General features: G+C 71.6%; 19 protein-coding genes. 10 read left to right on the top strand and 9 right to left on the bottom strand.

Annotated elements, in window-relative coordinates; translation table 11 throughout:
* Nucleotides 1-40: 40 nt before the first annotated feature.
* Nucleotides 41-805, top strand: coding sequence for an SDR family oxidoreductase (locus ACFT4A_RS22515; RefSeq protein ID WP_382832737.1), 765 nt, complete (start codon nt 41-43; stop codon nt 803-805).
* Between the two features lie 51 nt (nt 806-856).
* The gene (locus ACFT4A_RS22510) at nt 857-1,888 is read left to right on the top strand and encodes an L-idonate 5-dehydrogenase (RefSeq protein WP_382832748.1); all 1,032 of its coding nucleotides are present in this window, start codon (nt 857-859) and stop codon (nt 1,886-1,888) included.
* A 60-nt stretch (nt 1,889-1,948) separates the two neighbouring features.
* Here ACFT4A_RS22510 and ACFT4A_RS22505 read toward each other — a convergent pair whose 3' ends face one another.
* The 4 genes from ACFT4A_RS22505 to ACFT4A_RS22490 form a co-directional block, all read right to left on the bottom strand.
* Nucleotides 1,949-2,566, bottom strand: coding sequence for a cytochrome b/b6 domain-containing protein (locus tag ACFT4A_RS22505; RefSeq protein ID WP_382832736.1), 618 nt, complete (start codon nt 2,564-2,566; stop codon nt 1,949-1,951).
* Nucleotides 2,550-3,275, bottom strand: coding sequence for a molybdopterin-dependent oxidoreductase (locus tag ACFT4A_RS22500; protein ID WP_382832746.1), 726 nt, complete (start codon nt 3,273-3,275; stop codon nt 2,550-2,552). Before ACFT4A_RS22500 ends, ACFT4A_RS22505 begins: the two co-directional genes overlap by 17 nt.
* Before the next feature lie 162 nt (nt 3,276-3,437).
* Nucleotides 3,438-4,976, bottom strand: a complete 1,539-nt coding sequence (locus tag ACFT4A_RS22495; protein ID WP_382832735.1) for an APC family permease — start codon at nt 4,974-4,976, stop codon at nt 3,438-3,440.
* A 33-nt stretch (nt 4,977-5,009) separates the two neighbouring features.
* On the bottom strand, nt 5,010-5,960 hold the full coding sequence (locus ACFT4A_RS22490; RefSeq protein WP_382832734.1) for a hypothetical protein: 951 nt from the start codon (nt 5,958-5,960) through the stop codon (nt 5,010-5,012).
* Between the two features lie 347 nt (nt 5,961-6,307).
* On the opposite strand from ACFT4A_RS22490, the gene ACFT4A_RS22485 reads away from it, so the two are divergent.
* Genes ACFT4A_RS22485 through ACFT4A_RS22470 form a run of 4 tightly spaced genes read left to right on the top strand, consistent with a single transcriptional unit; the run spans nt 6,308 to nt 8,550 of the window.
* Nucleotides 6,308-7,231 (top strand): DMT family transporter, encoded by a 924-nt coding sequence (locus ACFT4A_RS22485; RefSeq protein WP_382832732.1) that lies wholly within the window; start codon nt 6,308-6,310, stop codon nt 7,229-7,231.
* 33 nt (nt 7,232-7,264) lie between these two features.
* Nucleotides 7,265-7,780, top strand: coding sequence for an NUDIX hydrolase (locus tag ACFT4A_RS22480; protein ID WP_382832730.1), 516 nt, complete (start codon nt 7,265-7,267; stop codon nt 7,778-7,780).
* A gap of 45 nt (nt 7,781-7,825) precedes the next feature.
* Complete coding sequence (locus tag ACFT4A_RS22475) at nt 7,826-8,218, top strand: YidH family protein (protein WP_215122459.1); 393 nt, start codon at nt 7,826-7,828, stop codon at nt 8,216-8,218.
* Nucleotides 8,215-8,550 carry a DUF202 domain-containing protein gene (locus ACFT4A_RS22470; RefSeq protein WP_382832728.1) on the top strand — a complete coding sequence of 112 codons (336 nt, stop codon included), beginning with the start codon at nt 8,215-8,217 and terminating at the stop codon, nt 8,548-8,550. Before ACFT4A_RS22475 ends, ACFT4A_RS22470 begins: the two co-directional genes overlap by 4 nt.
* A 28-nt stretch (nt 8,551-8,578) precedes the next feature.
* Here the strand turns inward: ACFT4A_RS22470 and ACFT4A_RS22465 are convergent, their stop codons facing one another.
* Nucleotides 8,579-9,523 (bottom strand): NADP-dependent oxidoreductase, encoded by a 945-nt coding sequence (locus tag ACFT4A_RS22465; protein WP_382832727.1) that lies wholly within the window; start codon nt 9,521-9,523, stop codon nt 8,579-8,581.
* A 200-nt stretch (nt 9,524-9,723) separates the two neighbouring features.
* Here ACFT4A_RS22465 and ACFT4A_RS22460 point away from each other — a divergent pair, with 200 nt between their 5' ends.
* Together ACFT4A_RS22460 and ACFT4A_RS22455 are read left to right on the top strand one after the other, a co-directional pair.
* The gene (locus ACFT4A_RS22460) at nt 9,724-10,758 is read left to right on the top strand and encodes a phosphotransferase family protein (protein ID WP_382832725.1); all 1,035 of its coding nucleotides are present in this window, start codon (nt 9,724-9,726) and stop codon (nt 10,756-10,758) included.
* Between the two features lie 5 nt (nt 10,759-10,763).
* A complete protein-coding gene (locus tag ACFT4A_RS22455; RefSeq protein ID WP_382832723.1) occupies nt 10,764-11,978 on the top strand; it encodes an acyl-CoA dehydrogenase family protein in 1,215 nt (404 codons plus the stop codon).
* Between the two features lie 168 nt (nt 11,979-12,146).
* Here the strand turns inward: ACFT4A_RS22455 and ACFT4A_RS22450 are convergent, their stop codons facing one another.
* The 3 genes from ACFT4A_RS22450 to ACFT4A_RS22440 are packed head-to-tail and all read right to left on the bottom strand — an operon-like array spanning nt 12,147 to nt 15,203.
* The gene (locus tag ACFT4A_RS22450; RefSeq protein ID WP_382832721.1) at nt 12,147-12,740 is read right to left on the bottom strand and encodes a TetR/AcrR family transcriptional regulator; all 594 of its coding nucleotides are present in this window, start codon (nt 12,738-12,740) and stop codon (nt 12,147-12,149) included.
* A gap of 28 nt (nt 12,741-12,768) precedes the next feature.
* Nucleotides 12,769-14,433 carry a class I adenylate-forming enzyme family protein gene (locus tag ACFT4A_RS22445; protein ID WP_382832719.1) on the bottom strand — a complete coding sequence of 555 codons (1,665 nt, stop codon included), beginning with the start codon at nt 14,431-14,433 and terminating at the stop codon, nt 12,769-12,771.
* A complete protein-coding gene (locus ACFT4A_RS22440) occupies nt 14,430-15,203 on the bottom strand; it encodes an SDR family oxidoreductase (protein ID WP_382832717.1) in 774 nt (257 codons plus the stop codon). The genes ACFT4A_RS22445 and ACFT4A_RS22440 overlap by 4 nt, the downstream gene beginning before the upstream one ends.
* Before the next feature lie 195 nt (nt 15,204-15,398).
* On the opposite strand from ACFT4A_RS22440, the gene ACFT4A_RS22435 reads away from it, so the two are divergent.
* Both ACFT4A_RS22435 and ACFT4A_RS22430 read left to right on the top strand, forming a co-directional pair.
* Nucleotides 15,399-16,634, top strand: a complete 1,236-nt coding sequence (locus ACFT4A_RS22435; RefSeq protein WP_382832716.1) for an exo-beta-N-acetylmuramidase NamZ domain-containing protein — start codon at nt 15,399-15,401, stop codon at nt 16,632-16,634.
* Nucleotides 16,635-16,740: 106 nt separating this feature from the next.
* Nucleotides 16,741-18,057, top strand: coding sequence for a serine-threonine protein kinase (locus tag ACFT4A_RS22430; protein ID WP_382832714.1), 1,317 nt, complete (start codon nt 16,741-16,743; stop codon nt 18,055-18,057).
* A gap of 28 nt (nt 18,058-18,085) precedes the next feature.
* On the opposite strand, the gene ACFT4A_RS22425 is transcribed toward ACFT4A_RS22430, so the two are convergent.
* Nucleotides 18,086-20,884: a penicillin acylase family protein gene (locus ACFT4A_RS22425; RefSeq protein ID WP_382832712.1), complete on the bottom strand. Its 2,799-nt coding sequence runs from the start codon at nt 20,882-20,884 to the stop codon at nt 18,086-18,088.
* Nucleotides 20,885-20,930: the final 46 nt, after the last annotated feature.

Raw genomic sequence — 20,930 nt, 5'->3', positions numbered from 1 at the left:
GTCCTGCTGTTGTCCTTGGTGATCTAGGAGAGGTACGGCCATGACTGCTCACCCCCTGTTCGACATCGGCGGCCGCACGGCCCTGGTGACCGGCTCCAGCCGGGGCATCGGACTCGCCCTCGCCCGTGGTCTGGCGGAAGCCGGCTGCACGGTCGTCCTCAACGGACGCGACAAGGACCGCCTCGCCGAGGCCGCCGCCGGGCTGCCCGGCGACAAGGTGCACACGGCCTCGTTCGACGTGACCGACGGACCGTCCGTGGCGGACGGGATCGCCGACGTCGAGGAGCGGGTGGGCCCGCTCGACATCCTCGTCAACAACGCGGGCATGCAACTGCGCGCCCCGCTGCTGGAGTTCACCGACTCCGACTGGCACCGGATCCTGGACACCAACCTGACCAGTGCCTTCCTGACCGGCCGCGAGGCCGCGCGCCGGATGACGGAACGCGGCCACGGCAAGATCATCAACATCTGCTCGCTGCAGAGCGAGGTCGTACGGCCCGGGATCGCGCCGTACGCCGCCACCAAGGGCGCGCTGAAGATGCTCACCAAGGGCATGTGCGCGGACTGGGGCCCGAGCGGAGTGCAGGTCAACGGGCTCGGCCCGGGCTACATCGAGACCGAGCTGACCAAGCCCCTCGTCGACGACGAGGAGTTCAGCGCCTGGGTGCGGCGGCGTACCCCGGCCGGGCGCTGGGGCCGTACCGAGGACCTGGTGGGCGGGGTGCTGTTCCTCGCCTCCCCGGCCGCCGACTTCATCAGCGGGCAGGTGCTGTACGTCGACGGCGGTATGACGAGCGTGCTCTGACATCGCTGTGCCATCGCTGTCGCCATTGCTGTGACGATTCAGGAGGTTTTGATGCTGGGTTGTGTGATTCACGGTCAGGACGACCTCCGGGTCGCGCAGTTGCCGGTGCCGGAGCCCGGGCCGGGGCAGGCGCTGGTCGCCGTCCGGTACGGCGGGGTGTGCGGGTCCGATCTGCACTACTGGCGGCACGGCGGTGTGGGTGACTTCCGGCTCCGCGAGCCGATGGTGCTCGGGCACGAGGTCGTCGGGACGGTCCTCGGGTACGGGGACGGCGCCTCCGGTCCGGCTCCGGGTACGGCCGTGGCCGTGCACCCGGCGACCCCGTGCGGGGTGTGCCCGGAGTGCTCGGCCGGGCGGCGGAACGTGTGCCGGGACACCAGCTATCTGGGCAGTGCGGCACGTTTCCCGCATGTGCAGGGCGGGTTCGCGGCGCAGGTGGTCGTGCCGTGTGAGCAGTTGCGGGCGCTGCCGGAGGGTCTGGAGCTGCGCCGGGCCGCGCTCGCCGAGCCGCTGTCCGTCGCGCTGCACGCGGTGCGGCGGGCCGGGGACGTGGCCGGGCGGCATGTTCTGGTGACCGGGGCCGGGCCCATCGGGTGTCTGGTGGTCGCCGCGGCGAAGGCGGCGGGGGCGGCGCAGGTCACTGTGACGGATCTGCTGCCCGAGGCGTTGGAGTATGCCCGGGTCGCCGGTGCGAGCACTGTTGTCCGGGCCGACGATCCCGACGATGCCGGGTGGCCCGACGAGGTGGATGTGGCGATCGAGGCGTCCGGGGTGGCCGCGGGGCTCGACGCGTGTCTGCGGCGGGTGCGGCGGGGTGGGGTCGTCGTGCAGTTGGGGATGTTGCCGCCGGGGCAGAGTCCGTTTGCGGGGAACCTTGTGGTGAGCCGGGAGATCGAGCTTCGGGGGGCGTTCCGGTTCGATACGGAGTTTGATGCGGCGTTGGAGTTGTTGGCTGTGGAGCCGGCGTTTGATGGGCTGGTGAGTGCGGTGGTTCCTGTGGGGGATGCCGAGGTTGCTTTTGCCCTGGCCGCTGATCGGAGTCGGTCTTGCAAGGTGCTGTTGGATTTTGACGTCGCGCCGTAGGGGTGATGTCGGCGGGCGGCCAGCGGTGGTTCGTGGCTGGTCGCGCAGTTCCCCGCGCCCCTAAAAGCGCCGCCACAAAGGGTGCTGACGGTCCGACCACTCTCTGCTCACCCTGCCCGTTCTCATTCCCCTGCGCGCTTCCGGGTCCGCCATTGCCATGCCGATGTGGCCGGCCAGGACGATGCCGATGGTGAGGGCCAGCCAGTCGTGGACGAAAGTCGCGCTGGTGCGCCAGAGCAGGGGGGTGAGGTGGGTGAACCACATCATCAGGCCGGTGGCGAGCATGACGAGGGTGGCGCCTGCGATCCAGGCCGCGTAGATCTTCTGGCCGGCGTTGAACTTGGCGGCCGGGCGGGAGTCGGGGCGTTTGTCGCGGTGCAGGGCGGCGCGCAGCCAGGTGCGGTCGTGGGGGCCGAAGCGGTTGAGGTGGCCGAGGTCGGCTCGGAAGCCTCGGGAGGCGAGGCCTGCCAGGACCGGGAGGGGCAGGGCCAGGCCTGACCACTGGTGCAGGGTGACGACCAGGGCGCGGCGGCCTACGAGTTCGGCGAGCTGGGGGACGTAGAGGCAGGCCGCCGTCAGGACGCAGACGCCCATCAGGGCGGCCGTCGTGCGGTGGATCCAGCGCTCGGTCCGGGTGAAGCGGCTGACCTCGGCCGCGGTGTCAGCTCGTGGGGGCATCGTCGCGTCCGTTCGAGCGGCCCACCCAGGCGTCGATGTCGTAGCCGCGCTCCTCCCAGTAGCCCGGGTCGACCTCGTCGGTCAGGGTGATGCCGGAGAGCCACTTGGCGGACTTGTAGAAGTACATGGGCGCCACGTAGAGGCGGACCGGGCCGCCGTGGGAGTGGCCGAGGTCCTTGTCCTGCATGCGCAGGGCGACCAGGACGTCCGCGCGGCGGGCCTGGGCGAGGGTGAGGCTCTCGGTGTACGTGCCGTCGAAGCAGGTGAAGCGGATCGCCTTCGCGGTGGGGCGTACGCCGGCCGCGTCGAGGAGCCGGGAGAGGCGTACGCCTTCGAACGGTGTGTCCGGGACCCGCCAGCCGGTGACGCACTGGACGTCGCGGACCATGCGGGTCTGCGGCAGGGCCTTCAACGCGTCCAGCGTGTAGCTCGTGGGGCGGTCGACCAGACCGTCGATCTTGAGGCGGTAGGTGTCGGCGTTCTTGCGTGGGACGGACGAGGCGACCGAGTAGTAGCGGAAGCCGCCGCCGTTCGGGAGCAGTCCGGTCAGGCCGGTGGGGTCCTTGTCGGCGGCGCCGCCGAGGAAGCCCTCCAGGCCGCTCTGCAGCTTGGGCGCGGCGACGACACCCAGGGCGCCCGCGGCGAGGGTGCCGAGGAAGACACGGCGGCCGACCGGGGTGCCCCGCTCCTCGGGGTGTCCGTCGTTCACGCCGTCTTGTACGTCCTCGCGCACGCCCCCACTCACATCCTCGTCGCCCCTCTTCGCGTTCACGTTCTCATTCGAACACCCGCGGCCCCGGCAGGACAGGGATCGCGGGTGCTCGTCAGACTTCCGTAACCACTTCTTAGGCGGGTTCCTACGCGGGCCGCCTCAGGACGAGGCCGCCTTCTCCAGCTGGAACGCCTCGTTGCCGAGGCCGATCCGGGCGTGCTTCTCGGGGGCGCGGGCGCGCAGCACCAGGCCCAGGAGCAGGCCGGCGACCAGGGCGAGCCCGATGACGCCGGGCAGCACCCAGCTCAGCGAGGAGTCCGGGCCGGCGCCGACCAGCACCTCGAAGTCCTTCACCGTGTAGCCGGCGATCACGAGCAGGGCGAGGCCCGACAGCGCGGAGGTGACCAGCCGCCAGGCCTGGGCGCCGGCGGCGCCGCGGCGGACGAAGAAGACGACGACCGACAGGGAGGCCGCCGCCATCAGCAGGATCACGCCGAGGGCGCCGATGTTGCCGAGCCAGGTGAACAGCTGCAGGACGGGCGCGGTCGGGTCGCCGACCGGCTTGTCGTCGGCGATCGCGAAGGCGGCCACGACCACCAGGGCGATGACGGTCTGGAGCAGCGAGCCGGTGCCGGGGGCGCCGCTGGTGCCGCTGGTGCGGCCGAAGGCGGCGGGCAGCAGGCCCTCGCGGCCCATGGCGAAGGCGTACCGGGCGACGACGTTGTGGAAGCTGAGCAGGGCGGCGAACATGCCGGTGACGAACAGGACGTGCAGGACGTCGGTGAAGGTGCCGCCGAGGCGGGACTCGGTGAGGAAGAACAGCAGTCCGGCGCTCTGCTTCTGGGATGTGCCGACGATCGCGGAGGGGCCGGTGGCGACGGTCAGGGCCCAGCTGCTCAGCGCGAAGAAGACGGCGACCCCGCCGACGGCGAAGAACATCACGCGCGGCACCAGGACGTGCGGCCGGCTGGTCTCCTCGGCGTAGACGGGGGCCTGCTCGAAGCCGAGGAACGCGGCGATGCAGAAGCACAGCGCGGTGCCGACCCCCGCGCCGGTGAGCGTGTCGGGGTTGAAGGCGTGCAGCGACAGGCCTTCCTTGCCGGGGTCGGCGAGGGCGGCGATGTCGAAGATGACGACGAGGAGCACCTCGATGACCAGCAGCACACCGAGCACGCGCGCGTTGACGTCGATCTTCAGCCAGCCGAGCAGTCCGACGGCGAGTGCGGCCACCAGGGCCGGTATCCACCAGGCGATCTCCACGTCGGCGTAGGTGGCGAGGAGGCCGGAGACCTCGAAGCCGAAGATGCCGTAGATGCCGATCTGGAGCGCGTTGTAGGCGACGAGGGCGACCAGGGCGGCGCCCGCGCCGGCGGTACCGCCGAGGCCGCGGGAGATGTAGGCGTAGAAGGCGCCGGCGTTGTGGACGTGGCGGCTCATCTCGGCGTAGCCCACGCTGAACAGGATCAGGACGACGCCGAGGACCACGAAGAGCAGCGGCTGGCCGACGATGCCCATCACCGCGAATGTGGTGGGCATGACACCCGCGACCACCATGAGCGGGGCGGTCGCCGCGAGGACGGAGAGCAGCAGTCCCCCGGTGCCGAGGCGGTCGGCGCGCAGGGCGCGCTCCTGCCCCTTGAACGTGCTGATGCCGCCGCCTGCGGCGGACGTGCTCGTGCTCGAACTGTCCGTGGTCATCGGGAGAGCGTCCTCACTTCTGGGATGCGGGGGTCAGGCGGTGCCGAGCGCGCCGGCGCGGGCGGCGGCGAACGCGGTGTGCGGGTCGCGGTCCGGGTACGACCAGGGCGCCGGGGTGGCGTACCGGCCGATCCGGTGGAACAGGGCGGCGGCCTCGGCGCCCCGCCCCTCGCAGAACTTGGCGTGGGCGAGGAAGTTCAGGTCGATCAGCCGGCGCGGGTGGCCCTCCAGCTCCCACTCCAGCCACCAGTCGAAGGCGGTCTTCATCACCTGCCGGGCGCGGCGGCCGGCCCAGTGGCCCGAGACGGACGGGTCGGCGGGCTCGTACCCGGCGGCCGCCAGCACGCGGTAGCGCTCGGTGTGGGCGATGACGGGCAGGATCGCGAGCGGGGAGTCGGCCGGTGCCTGTTCGGCGGCCCAGTTGGCGAAGTCGTAGACCTCGTGCAGCGGGTCCGGGCCGGCCTCGGTGCGGCGTGCGGCGAGCCGGGCGACCATCAGGTGGTGGGCGTGGTGGTGGTCGGCGTACCGGCCGCGGACCGCCTCGAAGCGCCGGACCACATCCAGGTCGGTGCCGGTCGCGCACTCCAGCATGAGCAGGCCGAGCCAGGGGGTGGGGTCGGCCGGGGCGCGGGTGACGGCTCTCTCGCAGGCCTCGCGGGCGCGGACCGGCTTGCCCTTGCCGCGCAGCACCCGCCGGACCTCGGCGAGGGCGAGCAGGACGGAGGCGTCGGCGGACTCGGGTTCGGCGAGCAGCCACTCACGGGCCCAGGCGGCGCTGTAGGACTCCCCCGCGAGGACCGTGATCCGGTGGCCGCGGCGGTCCCAGTCGTCTCCGGTCCGCACCAGCAGGGAACGGACGTGCTGCCAGCGGCCCTGCGCCAGCGCGGCGCGCGCGGCCACGAGGTCGGCGTCGTCGAGGGCCTCGTCGAAGGCCTGTGCCGCACGTCTGCGGCCACGGCCGAGGGGAGGCGGGGGTGGGGACACCGCGGGACTTCCTCACGCGCTCTTCTGGTGTTTCGGCTCACGGCGGTCGATGGGGCGCGAGTGTGCGCAATGCCATGAACTGATCACGCACAGCCAACCCCCCGCCAACGGTTGACGTCAAGGGCCGTCTTCGCGTTACACGCGTCAAGTGGTGTTACTTGTGAGGTACTTGTGACCAGAGGGGAGCGGGAGGAGCGCGTGACCGGCATCCGATTTTCCCGTTTCACCCTTTGTGACGTACGTCATAGCGTTGGCCGGTTTTGACCCGGACCATGGCAGGACGTACGGGCGCGCCGGGCGGAGCCGGCCGGTACAGTCGGCCCCTACGCAACCGTGAACCCGACCTGATGATCGAGGTACACCGCGTGTCGGTTCTAGTTCTCGTGCTCGCCCTGAGTGCCGCCTGCTGTCTTGGCTTCGGCTTCGTTCTGCAGCAGAACGCGGCCCAGCGGGCCCCGCTGAGCGACTTCCTCTCCTTCCGCCTGCTGATCGACCTGGTGAAGGTGCCGCGCTGGCTCGGCGGCATCGCGCTGATGGTGGTCGGCATGGCGCTGGGCGCCGCCGCCCTGGGGCAGGGCGAGCTGTCACTGGTGGAGCCGCTGCTGGCGACGAACCTGCTGTTCGCGCTGGCGCTGTCCCGCAAGCAGACCAAGCAGCCACTGGGCCGCCAGGGCTGGGCGGGCCTCCTGCTGCTGGCCGGCGGCGTGACCGCGTTCATCGTGGCGGGCCAGCCGCAGGGCGGAGCCGCCACGGCCGATCCGGTGCGGCAGTGGCTGATCATCGGGGTCATGGTCGGGCTCGCGCTGCTGCTCACCACGCACGCCAAGCGCTCGCGGCTCAGCTCCGGGCCCGTGCTGCTGGCCCTGGCCGCCGGGCTGCTCTACGGCGTGCAGGACGCGCTGACCCGGGTGAGCGGGCAGAAGTTCTCCGAGGGCGGCTTCGCCGAGCTGCTGACCGGCTGGCAGCCGTACGCGGTCCTCGCGCTGGGCGTCACGGGGCTGGTCCTCGTGCAGAGCGCCTTCGAGACCGCCTCCCTGCGCAAGTCGCTGCCCGCCCTGACCGCGGCCCAGCCGCTCGCCGGGATCATCTGCGGCGTCGGCTTCCTGGGCGACCGGCTGCGCACCGACGCGGTGGCCCTGAGCTGGGAGGCCGGTGGTCTGCTGGCCGTGGTCGCCGGGATCGTGCTGCTCGGGCTGCATCCGGCGATGCCGCACGGATTGGCGGAGCGGGCCCGCGTGGGCAAGCTGCAGGCACAGCCGCAGCCGCAGTGATTCCGGCGCCGCCCCCCCTGCTTGGATGAGGGCATGAGCGCTGCTGACGAGATCCTCGACATCGTCGACGAGAACGACCAGGTCATCGGGCAGTTGCCCCGAGGCGAGGTCTACGCCGAGGGCCTGCGGCACCGCTGCGTGTTCATCCAGGCCCGGGACGCCGGGGGACGGATCTTCGTGCACCGGCGGACCCCGGCCAAGCTGGTCTTCCCTTCCCTCTACGACATGTTCGTCGGCGGTGTGGTCGGCGCGGGCGAGGCGTACGACACGGCGGCCCTGCGCGAGGCCGAGGAGGAGCTGGGCGTGACCGGCCTGCCGGAGCCGCGGTACCTCTTCAAGTTCCTCTACGACGACGGCGCCGGCCGGAGCTGGTGGTCGGCGGTGTACGAGGTCCGCTGCGAGCTTCCCGTGCGGCCGCAGGTCGAGGAGGTGGCCTGGCACGACTTCCTGCCCGAGGACGAGGTGGAGCGGCGCCTCGGGGACTGGGAGTGGGTGCCGGACGGGCTGGCGGCGTACGAACGCCTCAAGGCGTTTCGGTCGAGGCCCTAGCGGGCGACGGCGACCGTCGAGCAGCTCCCGGGTAGGGTCGCGCAGATGATCGAGTTCGTACGGAACGTCCGTTTGTGGTTCGCGCCCGCGGAGGTCCGGCAGGACGGCGAGACGCCCGACTACCGGTTCTCGCTGGCGAACGAACGCACCTTCCTGGCCTGGCTGCGCACCGCGCTGGCGCTGATCGGCGGCGGCTTCGCCGTGGACCAGTTCCTGCCGGACCTGCGCTGGGGCTGGCGGGTCGGGCTGGCCCTCGCGCTGCTCGCCGCGGGGGTGCTGTGCTCGCTGCGGGCGGTCAACCACTGGGTGCGCTGCGAACGGGCCATGCGCCGGGGCGAGGATCTGCCGGTGTCCCGGTTCCCGGCGTTGCTGAGCCTCGTCGTCGCGGTCGTCGCCGTGGCGATGGTGCTGGTGGTGCTCGTGGGGTGGGAGGGGTGAGCGCGGCTCACAGCGCGCCTCGGACCCCCGACCGCGACCCCGGGCTCCAGCCCGAGCGGACCCGGCTCGCGTGGCGGCGTACGACGCTCTCGGGCACGGTCGCCGCCGTGCTCGCCGTGAAGACCGCGCTGCACGGCGGCGCGTCGGTGGCCGGGGTCGTCGGATGCGCCCTGTGCTGTGTCCTGTGGCTGGGCTTCCTCGGCGTCGCCCACCGCCGTATCCGCACGCTCTCCGCCCCCGGCAGCCCCGCGGCGTTCGCACCCCGGCACGCCACGGCCGCCGTGCTGTGCACGGTGGCGATGGCGGTGTGCGGGGCAGCTCTCGTTCTCTAGTCCTCCGGGCGGAGCGCGAGGACGGCGGCTACGCGCCCTCCGTCTCCCAGTCCACCGTCACGACGATCTTGCCTCGGGTCCGGCCCTCCTGGTTCAGCAGGTGCGCGTCCGCCGCCCGCTCCAGCGGGAACGTCTCGGAGACGTGCACGCTCACCACGCCCTGTTCGGCCAGGTCGGTCAGCCGCTGGAGGTCCTCGGCGTCGGGGCGTACGAAGTAGTAGCGGCCGCCGTAGTTCACGACGTCGCCGTCGGCGATCGACACCAGGCGGCCCTCGGGGGCCAGCAGGTTCGCCGAGGCCTTCAGCGCGTCACCGCCGACCGTGTCGAACACCGCGTCCACACCCTCGGGCGCCAGCCCCCGCACCCGCTCGCCCAGGCCCTCGCCGTACGTCACCGGCTCGCCGCCGAGGCCCCGCACGAAGTCGTGGTTGGGCTCGCTCGCCGTGCCGATCACCCGGGCGCCGAGGTGGGTGCCGAGCTGGACGGCGATCGAGCCGACGCCGCCGGCCGCCGCGTGCACCAGGACGGTCTCGCCCCGCTTCACCTGGAGCACCTTGAGCAGCACCTGGTAGGCGGTGAGCCCGACCAGCGGCAGCCCGGCCGCCTCCTCGAAGGAGAAGTTGCGCGGCTTGCGGGCGAGGGTGCGCAGGGGCGCGGCCACGTACTCGGCGAAGGTGCCCCGGGAGAGGAAGTCCTCGCGTACGTACCCGATGACCTCGTCCCCGACGTCGAACTCCGAGACGGCCACGCCGGGCCGTACGACGACGCCCGAGACGTCCCAGCCGGGCACCACGGGGAAGACGGGTTCGAGGATGGCGTCGAGGTAGCCCTCACGGGCCTTCCAGTCGACGGGGTTCACGGACGCCGCCCGCACCTTCACCAGCACCGCGTCCGGGCCGACCTTGGGATCGCGGACCTCCCCGAACGCCAGCGCCTCGGGTCCGCCGTACCGTGAGTAGCTGATGGCCTTCATGGCTCCGACCTTCCGGGCTCCCCGCGCGGCACGCAAGCCGGATTCGCCTGAACGAAGCGGGCCGTGGCCTCCCCGGCGTCTCGCGCGAGGGGCCGTCGGCCTATCGTGGCTCCGATCACGTTTCGGCCCCCCTCTGGACGACATACCGACCGGTCGGCATCATGAGTCGGGAACCGTCCATCTCCCCGTAGGAGCGACGCATGAGCCCCGACCACCCGCCCGGACTCGATCTCGACCGGCTGCGCGGCCTGCTCGACCGGGAGCGCCCCGGCCTGGTGAACGGCCCGCTGTCCGGCCGGCTGATCGAGGGCGGACGGTCGAACCTCACGTACGCCGTGTCCGACGGCACCGCGCGCTGGGTCGTCCGGCGGCCTCCGCTCGGCCATGTGCTGGCCACCGCGCACGACATGAAGCGCGAACACCGGGTGATCAGCGGTCTGTACCCGACCGCCGTGCCGGTTCCGCGGCCGGTGCTGCTGTGCGAGGACGAGGAGGTGCTCGGGTCGCCCTTCTACGTCATGGAGTTCGTCGAGGGCACCCCCTACCGCACCGCCGACCAGCTGGTGCCGCTCGGTCCTGAGCGGACCCGGGGCGCGGTGCTGAACCTGGTGGACACGCTGGTGGAGCTGCACGCGGTGGACCCGGGCGAGGCGGGTCTCGCCGACTTCGGCCGGCCCGAGGGCTTCCTGGACCGGCAGCTGCGGCGCTGGGGCAAGCAGCTGGACGCCTCCCGCAACCGCGACCTGGACGGCATCGACGAACTGCACGCCGCCCTCGGCCGCGACCTGCCCCGCTCCCCCGCCCCGGCCGTCGTGCACGGCGACTACCGGCTCGACAACGTGCTGATCGGCGAGGACGACACCATCCGGGCGATCCTCGACTGGGAGATGTCGACGCTGGGCGACCCGCTCACCGACCTCGGCCTGCTGGTCATGTACAGCATGCCGCTGGGCATGCCCGACTCCCCCGTCTCCACCACCGCCGAGGCCCCCGGGCATCCGGCACCGTCCGAACTCATCGAGCGGTACGCCGCGCGCTCGGGGCGCGACGTCTCCGCGGTCTCCTGGTACACGGCGTTCGCCTGGTTCAAGCTCGCCGTGATCCTCGAGGGCATCCACTACCGCTACACGCTCGGCCAGACGGTCGGGCGCGGGTTCGACCGTATCGGCGACCTCGTGCCCGTCTTCGTCCGGCACGGGCTGACCACGCTTCACGAGGGCCTTCAGGAGGGCTGATCCGTATGGACTTCGCGTTCGACGCACGCACCGAGGAGCTGCGCGCCAAGCTGCTCACCTTCATGGACGAGTACGTCTATCCGGCCGAGGCGGTGGCGGAGGAGCAGCGCGCCCTGCTCGCCTCTCCGTGGGACACGCCGGCGGTGGTGGAGGAGCTGAAGGCCGAGGCCCGCAGGCAGGGGCTGTGGAACCTCTTCCTGCCGGACTCCGAGTACGGGGCCGGGCTCACCAACCTCCAGTACGCGCCGCTCGCCGAGATCATGGGCCGGTCCCCGCAGCTGGCGCCGACGGCGACGAACTGCGCGGCGCCCGACACCGGGAACATGGAGGTGCTGACCCAGTTCGGTGACGAGCAGCAGCGCAAGCAGTGGCTGGAGCCGCTGCTGGCGGGCGAGATCCGCTCGGCGTTCGCGATGACCGAGCCGGAGGTGGCCTCCTCTGACGCCACCAACATCACCACGCACATCCGGCGGGATGGTGACGAGTACGTCGTCACCGGCCGCAAGTGGTACATCTCCGGGGCGATGAACCCCGACTGCAAGATCTTCATCGTGATGGGCAAGACGGACCCGGACGGGGACGACATCCGCCGTCAGCAGTCCATGGTGCTGGTCCCCCGCGACACGCCGGGTGTGACCGTCAAGCGCGCGATGCGGGTGTTCGGCTACGAGGACCACTCCCACGGCGGCCACGCCGAGGTGATCTTCGACGACGCGCGCGTTCCTGCGTCGAACCTGATCGGCGAGGAGGGCGGTGGCTTCGCCATCGCGCAGGCGCGGCTCGGTCCCGGCCGGATCCACCACTGCATGCGGCTGATCGGCATGGCGGAGCGGGCGATCGAGCTGATGTGCCGGCGGGCCGTGGACCGTACGGCGTTCGGCAAGGCGCTGGCCCAGCAGGGTGTGGTGCACAACTGGATCGCGGACGCGCGGGTGACGGTGGAGCAGTTGCGGCTGCTGGTGCTGAAGACGGCGTGGCTGATGGACACGGTGGGGAACAAGGGGGCGCACACCGAGATCCAGTCGATCAAGATCGCTACGCCTCGGGCGGTGGTGGACATTCTCGACCGGGCGATCCAGTTGCACGGGGCGGGGGGTGTCAGTCAGGACTTCCCGTTGGCGGAGCTGTATGCGGGGGCGCGGACGCTGATGATCGCGGACGGGCCTGATGAGGTGCATCAGCGGTCGCTGGCTCGGCGGGAGTTGAAGAAGTACCTGTAGGTGAGGCCGGCGGTGGGGGTTTCCTCGCCCCCGCCGCCCCTACCCGTCCCATCTCCAGGGGCTCCGCCCCTTCGACCCCGCTGGGGGCTGCGCCCCCGGACCCCGCTTCGGCCTGGACGGCCTCGTCCTCAATCGCCGGCCGGGGATCCAGGGGACGGAGCACCTGGGTCAGGGGCGCAGGGCCCGCATCAGGAGGTCGGCCAGGTGGTCGGCTACCTGTTGGGGGCTCATCGGCCCATCCGGGCGGTACCACGTCGACAGGTGGTGGACCGAGCCGAAGTGGTAGTCGACGACCAGGTCCGCCGGGGTCGCCTTGGAGAAGATGCCCGACTCCTGGCCCTCCTCGACCAGCGCGCGGAAGCGCTCGTGGTAGCGGCGGCGCTCGGAGCGGACCTGCTTGTTCTTCTCGGGGCTGAGATGGTGCATCGACCGCCAGAAGATCATCGCGTCGTCGAGGTTCTCGATGGTCGTCACCACGACGTCCGCGGCCGCGGACCGCAGTCTCTTCTCGACCGGCTCGTCCGCGTCCGCGACGGCGTCCAGCCGCTCCTGCTGGATGCGCAGCACGCGCGCGTACACCTCGTGCAGAAGGTCGTCCTTGGAGCCGAAGTAGTGGTACAGCGCCCCCTTGGTGACGCCTGCCGCCTCGACGATCTCCTGCACCGAGGTGCGGTCGTAGCCCCGCTCGGCGAAGAGCCGGGTGGCGGCGGCCAGGAGCCGCTGAGGCACGGGGGTGCCGTCCGAGTCCGTCGTCCTGGGCACTGCCGCCACCTGCCTTTCCGTACTGCTGTCAGTTGTCTTGCGTACGGGAACGAAGTTCCCGACGGAGGATCTTCCCACTGGCCGTCTTCGGCAAGTCGGGCAGGATCTCCACTTGGCGCGGGTATTTGTAGGCGGCCAGTCTCTCCTTGCAGTAGGCGGCGAGTGCATCCGGGTCCGTCTCTGCGTCCGGACGCAGGCTGATGTACGCCTTGACGGTCTCCCCGCGATAGCCGTCGGGCACCCCGACGACGGCGGCCTCGCGCACCGCCGGGTGCGTGTAGAGCACGTCCTCGACCTCGCGCGGCCACACCTTGAAGCCGGACGCGTTGATCATGTCCTTCTTGCGGTCGACGACGTACAGCCAGCCCTGCTCGTCCATGAAGCCGATGTCGCCGGTGCGCAGTTCGGCGCCGGGGAACGTCTCGGCGGTGGCGTCGGCGCGCCGCCAGTAGCCGGGCACGACCTGCGGGCCGCGTACGGCGATCTCGCCCTGCTCACCGAAGGGCACCTCGTCGCCGTTGTCGTCGACGATCCGTACGACCGTGTCGGGGCCGGGCAGGCCCACGGCGAGCGTCCCGGAGGCCGGGTCGACGGGCGCCTCAAGACCGGGCGGCACGGAGGCGCAGGGCGCGGTGCACTCGGTCAGTCCGTAGCCGTTGCGGATGTACGGCCCGAAGCCCGCCCGGAACTTCTCCACCAGCGCGGGCGGCAGCGGGGCGCCGCCGGAGGAGATCACCCGGAAGGAGGAGAAGTGGTCGCGGGTGACCGAGGGGTGGGCGGCCAGCGCCATGAAGGCCGTGGAGGGGCCGACGGTGTAGTGCGGCGCGTGCTCGGCGAACGCGTCCAGCACCGTGCCCGCCTCGAAGCGGTAGGCCAGCACGAGCGTGCCCCCGCTGTTCAGACAGGCGCCGAACTGGCAGACCATGCCCGTGATGTGGAACAGCGGCGCCATCGCGAAGTACACGGGCCGCTCGGGCAGCCCCAGGCCGGTCCGCTGCCGCTCGGCGTTGTACATGATGTTGCCGTGCGTGTTGGTGGCGCCCTTGGGCGTGCCGCTCGTGCCGGAGGTGTAGCTGATCAGCGCGATGTCGGAGGGCCCGGGCACACGGTCCGCCGGCGCCTTGTTCCCGGCTCGCGCCGCCGTCACCAGGTCATCGGCGTCCGGGGCCTGCGGCAGCCGCTCGAAGGTCAGCACGCGCGCGTCGTCACGCGTCTGGAAGTCCAGCTCGCACCCGGTGAGCGCGATCCGCACGGGCGAGTCGGCGGCCGTCTCGCGCAGATACGACTCCCACGCCCGGTCCGAGCAGATCAGCGCGGCGACCTCGCCGTCCCGCAGGACGTGGGCCACCTCGCCCGACTTGTACATCGGGTTGACCGGCACGACGACCGCGCCCGCCTTCCACGCGCCGAGCACGGCGAGCACGAAGTACGGGGAGTTCTGGAGCAGCACCGCGACCCGGTCACCGCGCTCGAGGCCGCGCGCCACGAGATGCCCGGCGACGGAGTCGCTGAGCTCGTCGACCTCCCCGTAGGTCAGCCGGCCGTCGAAGTAGGCCAGGAAGTCGCTGTCCGGCGTCTCGGCCACCACCCGGCGCAGGGCGTGCACGAGGGAGCCGGCGGGGCTGATCGGGCCCTTCTGGGCCTCGCCGAGCAGGGCGAGCCAGGGTTTGGCCGCGTAGCGGGACTCGGTCACCGGGTCTCCTCCCACTGCTGCTGGATGCGGTTCATTCCGGTCAGCCACCGGTCGGGATCACCTGCCCGGGCCTGGTAGTAGGCGGCGACCTCCGGGTGCGGCAGGATCAGGAAACGGTCCTCCTCGATGCCCTTGAGCAGGGCGTCCGCGACGGCCTCCGGCTCGATCGCGGTCGGCTGCAGCACCAGGTCGCCCGCGCTGCCGGTGGCGGCGAGCATGTCGGTGCGGACGCCCTGCGGGCAGATCGCGTGGACCTTCACGCCCCGGTGCCGGTACGTCAGCGACAGCCACTCGGCGTAGGCGAGGGCGCCGTGCTTGGTGACGGCGTAGGGCGCGGCGCCGATCATGGTGAGCAGCCCGGCGGCGGACACGGTGGAGACGAACCGGCCGCTGCCGCGCTCCAGCCAGGCCGGCAGCAGCTGCTCGGCGGCCCGGACATGGGCCATGACGTTCACGTCCCAGGACGTCGACCACGCCTTCTCGTCCAGCGCCCGACCGGAATCGACGCCGTCGAAGGCGACACCGGCGTTGGCGCAGTACACGTCGACGGTCCCGCCGAGCGCGTCCCGGGCGTCCCCGACGATCGCCGAGGCGTCACCGGGCACGGCGATCCCCCCGACCTCGTCCGCGACGTGCTTGGCCCGCTCGGCATCCAGGTCGTTGACGACGACCCGGGCCCCCTCGGCGGCGAAGCGCCGGGCCAGCGCGGCCCCGATCCCGCCACCGGCCCCCGTGACAACGACTCCGGCCCCTTGAAAGGCTCCCACCATCGGTCTCCTTAGACGCGGCTCAGCAATGGCGCCAGACTAACCGGTCGGTATGTACCACGGAAGGGGTATCAGCAACGCCCCTCAAGGGGCGCGGGGAACTGCGCGATCGACCACAGACGGCCCGCAGCCTCCCCACAGCCCGCGGGAGCGCATACCGTGCCCATGCCGACCGTCCCCGCTCAAGGAGGTCACCGCATGCGCCCTTCCAGACGAGCCGTACTCACCACCGCCACGGCGGCAGCCGTAACAGCCACCTCCACCGCAGCCGCCGCCCAGCGCCGCAGGCAACTACGCACCGGCTTCGAACGACTCGCCCAGGACGGCTACGCCCTGCTCGACGGCCAAAGGGTCGGCATCGTCACCAACCCCACCGGCATCACCCGCGACGTCCGCCACATCGTCGACGTCATGCACGAGGACGACCGCGTCGACCTCACCGCCGTCTTCGGCCCCGAGCACGGCTTCCGGGGCACCGCCCAGGCCGGCGGCTCCGAGGGCCGCTACGACGACCCGGCGACCGGCCTGCCCGTCTACGACACGTACCTCAAGAGCGGCCGGCCTCTCGCCGACATCTTCACCGCGTCCGGCGTGGACACGGTCGTCTTCGACATCCAGGACGTCGGCGCCCGCTTCTACACGTACATCTGGACCCTGTACGACTGCATGGAGGCCGCACAGCTCGCCGGCAAGCGGTTCGTGGTGCTGGACCGGCCCAACCCGGTGACCGGCCGGACGGCACTGGGGCCCGTGCTGCACAAGGAGTTCGCCACGTTCGTCGGGCGGCAGCCCATCTCCCAGGCCCACGGGATGACCGTCGCGGAGCTGGCGCGGCTGTTCAACGGCGAGTTCCTGACCGCGCCCGTGCCGCTGGAGACCGTGCCGATGTCGGGCTGGAAGCGCTCGGAGTTCTACGACGCCTCCGGACTGCCCTGGGTGCCGCCGAGCCCGAACATGCCGACGCCGGAGACGGCCCTGGTGTACTCGGGGACGTGTCTGTTCGAGGGCACGAACCTGTCGGAGGGGCGCGGCACGACCCGGCCGTTCGAGCTGCTGGGCGCGGAGGGCGTCGACCGGCGCTGGGCGGCCGAGGCGAACGGACTCGGGCTGCCCGGCGTGCGGTTCAGGGAGGCGTACTTCGCGCCCACCTTCTCGAAGTTCCAGGGCAAGACGATCGGCGGCGTACAGCTCCATGTGCACGACCGGGCCGCGTTCGACCCCGTGCGCACGGGAATCGCCTTGCTCGTGACGGCCAAGCGGGTCTGGAGCGGTTTCGCCTGGCGCCCCGACCACTGGATCGACAAGCTCACCGGCTCCACGCGCGTGCGCACGATGATCGACGCGGGCGCGGACACCGACGAGGTCGTGGCGGGGTGGCAGAGCGAGCTGGCGGTGTTCCGGCGGACGCGGCGGGAGTACCTCGTCTACCGCTGAGCACGGCATACGGCCCCCAATGCGCCCGTGACGTATGGCCAATCGGCCCCGTTGGCGGGACGATGCGCCCAGATCGTGGCGTCACCCGGGGGCTAGGGGGCCTGTCATGGCGGATCCGGCGATGAGTGTGACTCCCTACTGGGAGCTGACCTTCGACGCGGACGGGGACCCGGCGGGCCGCCAGCGGGACCGGTTGCTCGCCGGGGTGGCGGAACGGAAGGTGCGCGACCTCATCGTCTTCGCCCACGGCTGGAACAACGACCGCTCGGGCGCGACCCGGCTCTACGACCGTTTCTTCGCGCCCTTCCCGCGACTGGCCCCGGCGGCCCGGATCGGGTACGTCGGGGTGCTGTGGCCGGCGATGCGGTTCTCCGACGAGCCGATCCCGGACCTGCCACGGGCCGTGGCGGCCGAGGCCCGCGGGCGTCCCGTGCTCGACAAGGACACGCGGCACGCGCTGCTGGAGACCTTCCCGGGCCGGGCGATCCTGGTCGACCAGATCGCGCGGCTGCTGGAGCAGCAGCCGCCGGAGGAGGCCGAGCTGGAGGAGTTCGGGCGGCTGGTGCGGCTGCTGGTGGAGGTGGTGGCACCCGGGCCGCAGGAGCTGTTCGCGGCGGACACGGTGGCGGAGGGCGTGCCGCAGAGCGAGCCGGAGATGTTCACCGGAGCCTCGGCGGCGGCCTGCGAGGAGTACGCGCAGGCGCTCGCGGAGCTCGAAGCGTCGGGCACGCGGCGGGACTTCAGGCTCCCGAACCCCTGGGACGGCGCGCACGAACTGCTGCGGCAGGCGACGTACTACGCGATGAAGCGGCGCGCCGGAACCGTCGGTGAGCGCGGTCTCGGCCGGGTCGTCGGGCAGCTCGCGGCGGCGGCGCCGGGCGTGCGCGTGCACCTGGTGGGGCACAGTTTCGGCGCGCGGCTGGTGTCGTTCGCGCTGCGCGGACTGCCCGAGGGCGTGCGCACGGTGAAGTCCGTGACGCTGCTCCAAGGGGCGTTCTCGCACTACGCGTTCGCGGCCCGGCTGCCGCACGACGCCCGCGCCGGAGGGGTGCTTCAGGGGCAGCAGAACCGTGTCGACGGTCCTGTGGTGTGCTGCCACTCCCGGCACGACACGGCCCTCGGCACGATCTATCCGCTGGCGTCACGGATGGCGGGCGACAGCCGCTCGGTCGCCGGCCTCGACCTGAGCCGGGTCCTGGGCGAGAAGTGGGGCGCCATGGGCTGCGGCGGGGTGCGGGCGGTGCCGGGCACGCGCGCGTACACCCTCACCAAGGCCCTCGCGGCGAAACTGCCCGCCTCGGGGTGCGTGAACGTCGACGTGGCGGCGGTGGTCAGACGCGGCGGGCCGCCGGCCGGGGCGCACAGCGACATCCTGCACGAGGAGCTGGCGCGGCTGGTGCTGGCGGCGGGCCGCGTGCGCTGACCCGCCGCCGGTTCTCGGAGCTGCCGGGTCACCGGTGCGAGGTGAACTCCACGACCTGCTGGTAGGTCGGCCGGTTCTGCCAGCTGATCTTGCCGTGCTTGATGCCGCCGAGGGTGCGATGGATGACCGAGTCGGCGCACCACTGGTCGCCCGCCGCGCACTGGTCGTCGCCGGGGTAGACCTGGGCGGCGGTCTTGCCGGCCGCCTCCTTCAGGGTGCTGACGAGGGTGTCGCGGCAGGCGCCGAGGCTGCCGTCGCCGCAGTACTTCCTGGCGAGCGGGCCCCGCACCTGCTCGCCGAGCACGGCCCGGATGTCCTTGTCGACATAGCTCCACCAGCCGTACTGGAAGGAGCTTCCGGCGTGCGAGCCGGTCGGTCCGTGGGCGGCCGACGGGGACTCGTCCACGGGCAGGTTGGCGGTCATGGCCTCGTACAGCTCGCTGCCGAGGCCCGGTTCGAACTCGGCCTTGACCAGTTGCGGCCACCAGGCGTCCAGGATGCGGATCGCGTCGGCGTCGGCGTACTTCTTGGAGCCGGCCGAGGTCTCCGTGCGCTTGCCGCCGGCCGCGACCCAGGCCTGGAGCTTGCCGACGGCGGCTGCGGTGGCGGGGTCGGTGACCGGTGAACTCGTGACGACCTTCAGCAGCTTGGGCAGGACGTCCTCCGCCCGCAGATCGGCCGTCGCCGCGTCGGCCATGGCCTTCACCAGCGAGGCCCGGGTCACCCCGCCCTGCTGGACCAGCTTCTTCACCCGGTCCTCCAGGAGGTTGCCGCGGTGCACGGACCCGTTGCCCCAGGGCGCGGTCGTGTAGTCCTTGGCCTGCTTGTTGTTCCAGGAGATGTAGTAGTCCTGGTCGATCGAGTTCGGGTGGGCGGAGGCCGGGGTGTAGTCGGCCGTGTTGGCCGCCGGGTCCCAGCCCCGCCACTCGTAGGCCGGCCGCGCCCACACCGGGAACTCGGCGTCGACGCCGTTCGCGCGCACCGGGTTGTCGCCGCTGTTGTAGTACGCGGTGTGCTCGGAGTCGGCGTAGAACCAGTTGAAGGTGTAGTTGATGTGCTGCACCGCCTTCTGGAAGGACTCCGGGCCCTTGACGTAGCCGGGGTCGTTCAGCATCTGGAAGCCGATGATGGAGTCGGCCTCGTGCATGAACGACGAGCGCAGGGTGGTGTAGGCGACCTTCTTGCCGCCGACCGTCGCGCGGTATTCGACGGGGCCGTACTTCGTGCGCCAGACGCGCATCGTGTACGAGCCGGCCGCGGTGCCGTCGGCGGTGGTGGGCTTCCACGCGTTCTTCTGCTCGATCTTCTCCATCGGCGTGCAGGTGCCGCGGTACAGGTAGTGGTGGTCGTCCTGGCACAGCTCGACGGCGTAGGTGTCGATGATGTCCTGGCCTGAGGTCGTGGCGCTCCAGGCGTAGTCCTGGCCGCGGCCGAGTTCCACGTACATGCTCAGGCCCGCGAAGGAGGCGCCGCGGGCGCTGATGCCCGGGCCCTGGATCTCCTGGAGCAGCAGCAACTGGGGGGCGAAGTAGCCGGTCTGGGGGCCGAACACGGCGACGGGGTGGCCGCTGGCGGTGTGCTCGCCGCCGACCACGAGGGCATTGGACATGCCACGCTTGGCGGACGACAGGGCCGTCTTCGCCGCCTCGCCGGAGGCTCCGGTGGCACCGGCCGTCGTGGCGCTGCCGGTGCGGTCGTACACGAGCGGCTCGGGCTGCACGGAACCGGCGTCGGGCAGGGCCGTGCCCTGCGGGTCGTCGGGCTTGGTCGCGTACGGGAAGCTGCCGTCGTGGACGGTGAGGACGGCCTCCGGGTCGTTGCGCTCACGGAAGGACTCCCAGACCTTGGTGCCCTCCGCCACGCCGTACTTCTCCTGGGCGGCGAGCAGCGACAGCGCGTTGTTGACCTCGCCGCCCCCGCCGGAACCGAACAGCGCGCCGATGACCGAGCCCAGCGCGACCAGGTCGGTGATCTTGAAGTGCTCGATCGTCCCGGCGTTGGTGACGGAGTCCTTGTGGCCGGTGAGGACGTACTCGCCGGGGAAGTAGCGGCCGCTGTCGGAGGCGTCGATGTAGGAGTTGATGCCGTCGAGATAGGCCGTGGCGTCGGCGAGGGCCTGCTTGCCGCGCTCGCCGTTGGTGGCGACGGCGTTGTCGATCTGCGCCTGCAGATCGGCCTCGGTGTACGGGGCGTGCCGCCAGAACTGCTGCTCCAGGCCCTGGTTGGAGGGCGCGCCGCCGGCGAAGGAGGTCAGCTGCCCGCGCCCGACGTGCCGGAAGACGTCCATCAGCCACAGCCGGTCCTGGGCGGCCGCGTAGCCGGCCCCGAACTCGGTGCCGTACCGCGTGGTGCCGGTGATGTGCGGCACGCCCGTCTTCTTGTCACGGACGATCGTCACGTCGCCGCGCCCGGCGGGCTTGACGGTGGAGGCGACCTGGTCCGCCGGAACTCCGAAGGACGCGTCGTTGAAGAAGTTGTTGATCTTGTCGTTGGTGAGGCCGGCGTAGCCCTTGGCGAGGTTCGCATAGGGCCCGAGCTGGTCCTCGGCGTGCTCGGGCTGGGTGCCGAAGGCCTGGTTGAGGAGGATCTGGGCGAGGGTGGCGTTGCCGTTCTGGCCGGGCGGGAGGATGTCCGAACACTGGTTGCCGCAGTAGTCGTTCGCCGCGGCCGCGACCTGCGCGGCCGGTGTTTCCGCGGCGGCCGCCGGGGCAAGCGGCGACAAAAGTCCTGCGATCAGGGCGCATACCGAAGCCGTCTTCAGGAACCCGGGGATTCCCCGGGGAGTTCTCATTCTGCCGAGAGCGGTGCGTGGGGTACGCCGTGGCATGGGGGCTCCTCGCGAGGGGGTGGCCGGATGTTACCGCCGGTATCCC

Source organism: Streptomyces sp. NPDC057099 (genome assembly GCF_042671245.1).
GTDB lineage: Bacteria > Actinomycetota > Actinomycetes > Streptomycetales > Streptomycetaceae > Streptomyces > Streptomyces purpurascens.
The sequence above is the reverse complement of the archived record's forward strand: the minus strand, read 5'-3'. Positions and strand labels throughout refer to the sequence as shown.